Below are 8,618 nucleotides of genomic sequence, written 5' to 3' on the forward strand. Positions count from 1 at the left end.
AGCATTGCAATTATACTTGGAACAGCAAATTTCCTCATAAGCTTCGATACTGGTTCGTATCCAAGCGGGTTTTCCCTTTGTGATTTTATCATAAACTTTAATCCTCCTTAAAAACTCTCTCTATATATATTTTATAAGAAAACCTTTATTTTAAAAACATATAAATTTTCTATGCATTATAAAAAGGTCGCCACAAAATGAAACGACCTTTTTGATTTCAATTTTATTAATTACATATTAAATTAAGTAAATTATCGTTTGGTGGAACTATTGGATATACATTTATATCGTGATCTATTTGACATTCCACTAAAACAGGTTTATCTAAAGTTAAATTCTCTAAAATTGAATTCAATTCATCTAAGCTTTCTGCCTTGTGACCTTCTATTCCATATGCATTTGCAAGCATTATATAGTCAGTCTTATCGTATATGTCTGTTTCTGAATATCTCTTATTAGAGAATAGATTTTGCCATTGTCTAACCATACCTAGAGCATTATTGTTAAGTAATAATATCACTACTGGAATATTGTATGTAGCTACTGTCGCAAGCTCGTTGCAGTTCATCTTGAAGCTTCCATCACCTGTAACTAAGACTACTTTTTTATCAGGAGTACCTAATTTTGTACCCATTGCTCCTCCTAATCCAAATCCCATAGTTCCAAGTCCACCAGAAGTTATATAAGTTCTACCTTGTTCAAACTTCCAGTATTGTGCAGCCCACATTTGATGTTGACCTACGTCTGTTACTACAGTAGTATTACTTCCTAATTTTTTGTTAAATGCTTCTATTATATTTTTAGGATGGAAGGCATCCTTGTCTACTACGTGTTCATTGTCTTTGAAAGTTTCTATTTCATCTAACCAAGCTGAATTGTCTTTTGGCTCTACTTTTTCTAAAAGACCTTCTAGTACATCACCTAAATCTCCTACTAGAGCTATTTCAGCTGGTATATTTTTGCTTATTTCAGATGAATCTATATCAATTTGTATAACTTTTGCATTTTTAGCAAACTCATCCTTGTTACCTATTACTCTATCGCTAAAACGTGCTCCTACAGATATAACTAAGTCGGCATTTGATATAGCTAAATTAGCCTCTCTACTTCCATGCATTCCTACAAGTCCAAAAGAAAGTGGATTTTTTCTATCTATACCGCCAAGCCCCATAAGAGTATTTAATACTGGTGTATTTATTTTTTCTGCAAATTCTTTAAGTAGTTCGTATTGATCTACTGATTTTACTCCTCCACCTGCATATATAACAGGCTTTTTAGATTCCTTTATCAAATCTGCAGCAGCTTGTAATTTGCTTTTAGTTTCGTTTTCTTCTCTTATTTCGAATTTATCTTTTACCTTTTTATTTTGATTTGAAGGTATATAATCGTCCATATTGTAATCTATCTCTGCAACTTGTAAATTTTTAGGTACATCTATAAGAACTGGTCCTTTTCTACCTTCATTTGCTATTATAAAAGCATCTCTTATTATATTAGGTAATTCCTTTAAATCTCTAACTAAGAAATTATGTTTTGTTATAGAGTATGTTACACCTGTTATATCTATTTCTTGGAAGGTATCCTTTCCTAATAGGCTTGTTCCAACTTGACCTGATATTACGACAAGAGGTGATGAATCCATATATGCAGTAGCTATTCCAGTAACTGCATTAGTAGCTCCTGGACCTGATGTAATTACACATACACCTGTTTTTCCAGAGCTTCTAGAATATCCATCAGCTGCATGAACTGCACCTTGTTCATGTGAGGTTCTTACATGTTTTATTTTGTCTGTATAATCGTATAGAGCATCATATATAGGTATTACTGTCCCTCCTGGATAACCAAACATAGTGGTTACACCTTCTTTTATCAAACATTCAACTATAAGATTAGCGCCTTGCATATTGTCTTTGTCCCCCTTAAACTTTCTTTTCGTCTTTTTTTAATTAAAAAATCCGTATTTCCATTCCCTTTATTTTCCTTTTTATCTAAATGTATTGAATAAATTTTATATATACCAGTTATTTATATTAATTATTTACCAAGAAAAAAAGTAAAACCTCCCTTAATTTTTTGAATATTCTGAAATTACATGAGGTAATACTAAAATTATTTTAAAAGGCAACTATATATTTTTGATGTTGCCCTAATACACTTTGTTTTTTATAACATATTGGAAATTATATAGTTATAATTCCCAATATGTCTTATCAGCTTTTATATAAATTTTCTATCTTTTTATTATTTTAAGAATGACATCATGCTTCTTAATTGTCTACCTGTTTCAGATATTTGAGCACTGTATTGTTCTTCTCTCATAGCATGGAATTTCTTGCATCCAGTTTCACATTCTTCGATGAATTCTTTAGCGAATTTACCGCTTTGTATATCAGCTAATACTTCTTTCATAGCTTTCTTAGATTCTTCACCTATAACTCTCTTACCTGATACATATCCACCGTATTCAGCAGTTTCACTTACTGAATAGTTCATTGCTTCTAGACCACCATTGTACATTAAGTCAACTATTAATTTCATTTCATGTAAGCATTCGAAGTAAGCTATTTCTGGTTGGTATCCAGCATCTACTAATGTTTGGAAACCAGCTTTTATTAATTCTTGACATCCACCGCAAAGAACAGCTTGTTCACCGAATAAGTCAGTTTCAGTTTCTTCTTTGAAAGTAGTTTCTATTACACCAGCTCTAGTTCCACCTATACCTTTAGCATAAGCTAAAACTGTTTCTTCAGCTTTACCAGTGTAGTTTTGGTATACTGCGAATAAATCTGGAACACCGCTTCCTTCTTTGAATACACTTCTTACTAAGTGACCTGGTCCTTTAGGAGCAACCATTATAACGTCTACATATTCTGGTGGAGTTATATATCCAAAATGTATATTAAATCCATGAGCAAATGCTAATGTTTGTCCTTCTTTAAGATTATCTTTTATACTATCAGCGTATACTATTCTTTGTTTTTCATCTGGTAATAAGCACATTACTACGTCACTTGCTTTAGTAGCTTCTGCTACACTTACTACTTCAAATCCATCTTCTTTAGCTCTTACTGCTGATTTTGATCCATCGTGTAAACCTATTATTACATCTACACCACTATCTCTTAAGTTTTGTGCATGTGCATGGCCTTGACTACCATATCCTAATATTGCTACTTTTTTTCCTTGTAAAGCGTCCATGCTTACGTCTTTGTCATAAAACATTCTCATTTCTGAAAATCCCCCTTGTTATTTATATATATTAATTATTTTTATTGATAAAACTATAAAAATAGAATATCCAAATCAGTTATTTAAAAAGTTATTAATTATTTACCATTAAGTTAATTTATTATAAATTGTAATTTAATATATTATGTATTTTGGTATAAGATATTATATCTCAATTTTCTATATTTTTCAAACAAATTTTTAAATTTTTATTTTTTTTTATATTTTATATTTTTTTATATTTTATTTTTTTAATATTCCGACTATTTTTTGTTTTTAGATTATTCTTGATATTATTGTACTTGTAAATCTGTAACGTCGTATAATTTTCTCATATGATTTACTACTTCTTCTAAAGATGTTTCATCTTCATTTATTGTAAGATACATTCCTGAATTTTCTCTATTCATACTTATTGCTTCTACTGATAACTCTTTTCTTCTTAATGTCATGGCTACTCTTAAAAATGAATCCATACCTTGATTTAATTTTGCATATACGTTTCTCTTCATAATATTTACCCCCTATAAATTCTTTTGAAATTAGTTAAATTTTTAATTGGTTTCAAATTGTGTGCTTATAGGAAATTTTGCAATAAAAAAAACTTTCTTCCTATATAAGCAACACTTTATCACTCATAAGGACGAAAGTTATATTCCGCGGTACCACCTTATTTATAGCCATATAATAAATGACTATCCCTCATTTTTCTAGTCAGAGCTAATCTTAACTATAGCTATGTAACGTTAGCGAACGTCCATATTTAATAAGTCACCCGTTCAATATGGAAGCTAGGAGTGATCATTATATATTCAAATTAACACCGGCTCTCAGCACCACCGACTCTCTGTAATTAATCAGCGAATATTTTTGTCTCCGTCAAAGCTTTTGTTTTTTGTTTTTCATTTATTATACTTATATTATAGTTAGATTGTAATTTAAAGTCAACACGATTTTTCAAAGTTTTTTCAAAATTTACTATATTTACAAAAAACTTAATTTTCATCAAATTTTAGCATCAAATTTCGAGCTTATATTTTAACAAATAAAGTAAAATATACAATTATCGACAAATAATAATGCAGATTATAAAGTAAATTTATAGCTATTTTTCTTCAACCATAAATTTATTTCTTTGTAATTAGGTATTATTTTTTCGACTGAAGCGTAAAAATCCTTTGAATGATTCATATAAAGTATATGACAAAACTCATGTGCTATTATATAATCGATAGCTTCTACGGGTAACATAGATATTTTTGAATTTATATATATATTTTTATTAGAATTACAACTGCCCCAAATTTTCTTTTGCTCTTTTATCTTTATTAAATTTGGTTCGATTTTTCTAAAATAATCACTTTGCTCTCTTAAATAAGCGAGCCTGTCCATAACAATCTCTTCGCTCTTTAGCTTATACCATTTTTTTAAGCACTCCTTTAAATATTCTTTTTCCCAATTATTTGTCCTAATCTCAATACAATCTTCTTTTACACTTATATAATTGTAATTTTTTTCGTTTTGCATATTTTTATCTTTTATTATATTTAAATAATGAGGCTTTCCAATATAATAGTATATTTCACCATCTACATAATCTCTTTTTAAAAAAGAATCGTCTATATTCTTAAATTTATCTAGCTTTGATAAGATCCATCTTGAATTTTTTTCTATAGTTTCCTTTAGTATTTTTATAGGTACTTTATGTGGCGCAATTATCTGTATCCTATCCTTTGGAGTTATTTTTATAGATATATTTTTTCTTTTTCTGTATATTACATCTACATCTAAAATTTTATCCTCATAATTAAAAGTTATTTTTTCCATGTTTTCTCCTCAATTTATAATAATTTACTTTAAATATAATTTTTTACAGACAACAAAAATCCTTCCTAAATATTTAAAAATAATTAGAAAGGATTTTTATTAAATATTATCCTATACCGCCTAAAAGAATTCCTGCAATCAATACAAATATAGTCAAGAATACAAAAACATATTTAGCACTTATTTCAAATAGCTTTCCTAGTTTCTTTTCTGAACCACATTCTATTTCTGATTTTGCCTTTTCGATTCCTATAACCCAGAAGAACATAACGGCAGCTATAAATGCACCTAATGGAATTATATAAATAGATACAAAGTCCATCCAAGAACCAAGTACATCTCCATTTTCCACAAATAATCCTATTAAAAATGCAGCTATCACTACTATAGCTACTGATAATTTTCTACTTAGCTTAAAAGTATTTTGTACAGCCTCTATAGGTACTTCTAATAAATTCATCAATGATGTTATAGAAGCAAATAAAACTGATACAAAGAAAATTATACCAAATAGTCTACCAAATGGCATAAGCTTAAATACAGATGGTATAGTTATAAATAGAAGCGGTGGTCCTGCAGCTGGATCTAATCCAAACGCAAAAACTGCCGGTATTATAATAAGTCCAGCTAAAAATGCTCCTAAAGTATCGAATATTACTGTATTTTTAGCACTTGATATAATATCTACCTCTCTTTTTAAATAGCTTCCATAAACTATCATACCAGAACCTGCAAGCGAAAGTGAGAAAAACGCCTGACCTAAAGCGTAAATCCACGTCTTTGGACTAAATAAACATGACCATTCAGGAAAAACTAAATATTTTAATCCATCTACAGCCCCATCTAATGTAAGTACCTTAACTACTAATACTACAAATAAAACGTAAAATGCCGGCATCATGATTTTGTTCATCTTTTCTATTCCTTTAGAAACACCAGATATCAACACTATAGTAACTATTATAAGTGCCATCAAATGCCAAACTGTACTTCCAAAAGGCCCTGCTATTTGCCCAAAATAAGCTCCACTATCTGCTGATGCTATAGCACTACCTGTTATAAATCCAACTAAAAATCTTATAAACCATCCTACTACTACTGCATATCCTACTGCTATACCAAAAGCACCAAACACAGGTATGATTCCTAAAAATCCTCCCCATTTTTTATCCTTAGTCTCTAGAGCCATTTTAAATGATCCTATAGGACCTGTTTGACTCATTCTACCAAAAGCAAATTCGCCCATAAGTCCAGTATATCCCAATAATACAATAAATATTATGTATGGAATTAAAAAAGCAGCTCCTCCAAATTGACCTACTCTATATGGAAATAGCCATATGTTTCCAAGACCTACAGCTGAACCTATACACGCCAGTATAAAGCCTGTTTTTGATGTAAAGCTGTCACGCTTTTCACTGCTAGTCAAATTTTCTTTTTTTGACATATGTAATTCCTCCTTTTTTAATTATTATATTCCATATAAATATATTTTATCATATTAATAATGTTGACTCTACCAAAAATAATTTTATAATGTCTTGCAAATGACAAATATTGGTATTAATATAAATTGTGGAGGTGTTCACTTTGAAAAAAGGATATTTATGTATAGCTTTGAGTACTTTTTTCTTTAGTACAATGGAAATATCTTTAAAGCTAGTTGCTGGAAACTTTAACTCTATACAGATGACAGTTTCTCGTTTCTTGGTGGGGAGCTTAGTATTATTGCCATTTGCTTTAAGAGTATTAAAAGCTAAAAAAATCAATTTAGAAAAAAAAGATTTACTTCAATTCGCTTGGCTTGGATTTATATGTATAGTAGTAAGTATGATATTATTCCAATTAGCAGTTATGAATACAAACGCATCTGTAGTAGCTTCAATATTTAGCTGTAATCCTATATTCGTACTATTTTTTGCGCACTTACTGTTAAAAGCACCAATATACAAACACAATGTCGTAGCTTTAATAATGCAGGTAGTGGGAATTTTATTTATAATAAATCCTCTTCATACTAAATTGTCACCTGTAGGTATTACATTGACAATATTATCAGCACTTACATTTGCATTTTACGGTGTATGCGGTAAAAAATCTACAGGCAAATTTGGTGGAATTGTTGTAACTTGCTTTAGCTTTATATTTGGTAGTCTAGAGCTTTTAATTTTAACTTTAATGAGCCATATAAGTAGTATCGCCGATTTCTTAATAGCACATAATCTAGATACATTTGCAAATGTTCCTCTACTTACAGGCTACACAGCATCTAGTATACCAGTATTTTTATATATAGCTGTCGGCGTTACAGGTATGGGATATTGCTTCTATTTTCTAGCAATGGAATATACTGATGCAAATACAACTTCACTAATATTTTTCTTCAAACCAATTATAGCTCCAGTTTTAGCATTTATAGTATTAAAAGAATTTATTCCTTTTAATATGATAATCGGAATTGGATTTATATTATTTGGATCTATCTATACAATATTATGTACTATGAAAATGCAACACAGTACTAGTCATCCGGCAGCTTAAGTATTAATACTATATTGTAAATAGATGAAATAAGGAGGAAAAATGACAACACAAGAAAAAATTAAAGGATCAACTGAAAAAAAGGTATATGAGCTTTTAGATAAACTAGATATTAAATACGATAAAATAGATCATGAACCAGTATTTACAGCCTTTGAAGCTGCTGAGGTTGTTACAAAAAACATAAAGGGCATTGGCTGCAAGAACTTATTTTTACAAGATACAGCTAAAAACTACTATCTTTATTTTGTGACAGAAACTAAAAGAGCTGATTTGAAAGCACTTAGAGAAATTATCGGCAGTAGGAGACTTAGCTTTGCAAGCGAAGAAAAATTATACGAGCTACTAAAGCTAACTAAAGGTTCAGTAACTCCACTTGGAGTAGTAAACGACTCTGGAAAAGTTATAGTTTTACTAGATAAGGATCTTACAGGACACAGAGTTCTTATGCATCCCGAATTCAATACAACTACTCTATCTATTGAGTACAGCGACTTAATTCGCGTGTTAGAATACTGTGGAAATAAATATATAGAAGTTGATTTATAGAGAGACTCGATTTTGAGTCTCTTTTATTTTTTATTTAAGTCATTATCGATATAAAAATGTATTCGGATTTAAATCCGTAACTGTTGAACTAAAATATTCAACCCGTTCAGACTTAAAAGTTCAACCCGTTTGGACTAAAATGTTCGAACAAAAAAAATTAAGTTAATAAAAATATAGAGAGAGAAATATATTTATAGGAAGATTCACCTAAAATTCGATAGAAATTTTGGATTTCGAAATATATCATCTCTCTCTTATGTTTTTAATATATCTTTTTTTAATTTTAGTACGTTTTCTTCAAAATAATATTTTTTTCAAAACCACCTGATTTAAGCTTCTTTTGAGCCCTCTTTTCAAGTATATCTTCTTCATCGTATCCGTATTTCTTACCTATTGCAAATAGAACCTCAACTACGTCTGCTATTTCTTCTAAATTCAGTATAGAAACTTCTATTGTATCTTTTTCGGCT

Annotated in this window: 8 protein-coding genes, 1 pseudogene and 1 other annotated feature; of the genes and pseudogenes, 2 read left to right on the forward strand and 7 right to left on the reverse strand. The window is 29.7% G+C overall.

Going from position 1 to position 8,618, the window contains the following annotated elements; genetic code table 11:
• Positions 1 to 226: 226 nt before the first annotated feature.
• The 6 genes from ilvB to ACI3VO_RS00080 all read right to left on the reverse strand — a co-directional run bounded on the left by ilvB (position 227) and on the right by ACI3VO_RS00080 (position 6,505).
• Positions 227 to 1,906: a biosynthetic-type acetolactate synthase large subunit gene (ilvB, locus tag ACI3VO_RS00055; RefSeq protein WP_439755951.1), complete on the reverse strand. Its 1,680-nt coding sequence runs from the start codon at positions 1,904 to 1,906 to the stop codon at positions 227 to 229.
• A 338-nt stretch (positions 1,907 to 2,244) separates the two neighbouring features.
• Entirely contained in the window at positions 2,245 to 3,231 is a 987-nt protein-coding gene (ilvC, locus tag ACI3VO_RS00060) for a ketol-acid reductoisomerase (RefSeq protein WP_439755952.1), read from the reverse strand.
• Between the two features lie 293 nt (positions 3,232 to 3,524).
• Positions 3,525 to 3,743 (reverse strand): ACT domain-containing protein, encoded by a 219-nt coding sequence (locus ACI3VO_RS00065; protein ID WP_320924266.1) that lies wholly within the window; start codon positions 3,741 to 3,743, stop codon positions 3,525 to 3,527.
• Between the two features lie 124 nt (positions 3,744 to 3,867).
• Positions 3,868 to 4,123: a binding site (T-box leader), on the reverse strand.
• Positions 4,085 to 4,237, reverse strand: a complete 153-nt coding sequence (locus tag ACI3VO_RS00070; protein ID WP_439755953.1) for a hypothetical protein — start codon at positions 4,235 to 4,237, stop codon at positions 4,085 to 4,087. (Overlaps the previous feature by 39 nt.)
• Before the next feature lie 80 nt (positions 4,238 to 4,317).
• Positions 4,318 to 5,058: a M48 family metallopeptidase gene (locus tag ACI3VO_RS00075; RefSeq protein WP_439755954.1), complete on the reverse strand. Its 741-nt coding sequence runs from the start codon at positions 5,056 to 5,058 to the stop codon at positions 4,318 to 4,320.
• A gap of 106 nt (positions 5,059 to 5,164) precedes the next feature.
• Entirely contained in the window at positions 5,165 to 6,505 is a 1,341-nt protein-coding gene (locus ACI3VO_RS00080; RefSeq protein ID WP_439755955.1) for a sodium-dependent transporter, read from the reverse strand.
• Between the two features lie 134 nt (positions 6,506 to 6,639).
• Here ACI3VO_RS00080 and ACI3VO_RS00085 point away from each other — a divergent pair, with 134 nt between their 5' ends.
• Complete coding sequence (locus tag ACI3VO_RS00085; protein WP_439755957.1) at positions 6,640 to 7,599, forward strand: DMT family transporter; 960 nt, start codon at positions 6,640 to 6,642, stop codon at positions 7,597 to 7,599.
• 42 nt (positions 7,600 to 7,641) lie between these two features.
• A complete protein-coding gene (locus tag ACI3VO_RS00090) occupies positions 7,642 to 8,148 on the forward strand; it encodes a prolyl-tRNA synthetase associated domain-containing protein (protein ID WP_439755956.1) in 507 nt (168 codons plus the stop codon).
• 283 nt (positions 8,149 to 8,431) lie between these two features.
• Here ACI3VO_RS00090 and ACI3VO_RS00095 read toward each other — a convergent pair.
• Positions 8,432 to 8,618 (reverse strand): annotated as a pseudogene (locus ACI3VO_RS00095) (hypothetical protein); the annotation flags it as partial.

The sequence above is a fragment of the Intestinibacter sp. genome, assembly GCF_051866655.1.
Lineage (GTDB): Bacteria > Bacillota > Clostridia > Peptostreptococcales > Peptostreptococcaceae > Intestinibacter.

Bases quoted from the DNA above. Each gene is read 5' to 3' on its own strand.
- ilvB (WP_439755951.1), bottom strand. From the start codon at position 1,906: ATGCAAGGCGCTAATCTTATAGTTGAATGTTTGATAAAAGAAGGTGTA.
- ilvC (WP_439755952.1), bottom strand. From the start codon at position 3,231: ATGAGAATGTTTTATGACAAAGACGTAAGCATGGACGCTTTACAAGGA.
- ACI3VO_RS00065 (WP_320924266.1), bottom strand. From the start codon at position 3,743: ATGAAGAGAAACGTATATGCAAAATTAAATCAAGGTATGGATTCATTT.
- ACI3VO_RS00070 (WP_439755953.1), bottom strand. From the start codon at position 4,237: ATGAAAATTAAGTTTTTTGTAAATATAGTAAATTTTGAAAAAACTTTG.
- ACI3VO_RS00075 (WP_439755954.1), bottom strand. From the start codon at position 5,058: ATGGAAAAAATAACTTTTAATTATGAGGATAAAATTTTAGATGTAGAT.
- ACI3VO_RS00080 (WP_439755955.1), bottom strand. From the start codon at position 6,505: ATGTCAAAAAAAGAAAATTTGACTAGCAGTGAAAAGCGTGACAGCTTT.
- ACI3VO_RS00090 (WP_439755956.1), top strand. From the start codon at position 7,642: ATGACAACACAAGAAAAAATTAAAGGATCAACTGAAAAAAAGGTATAT.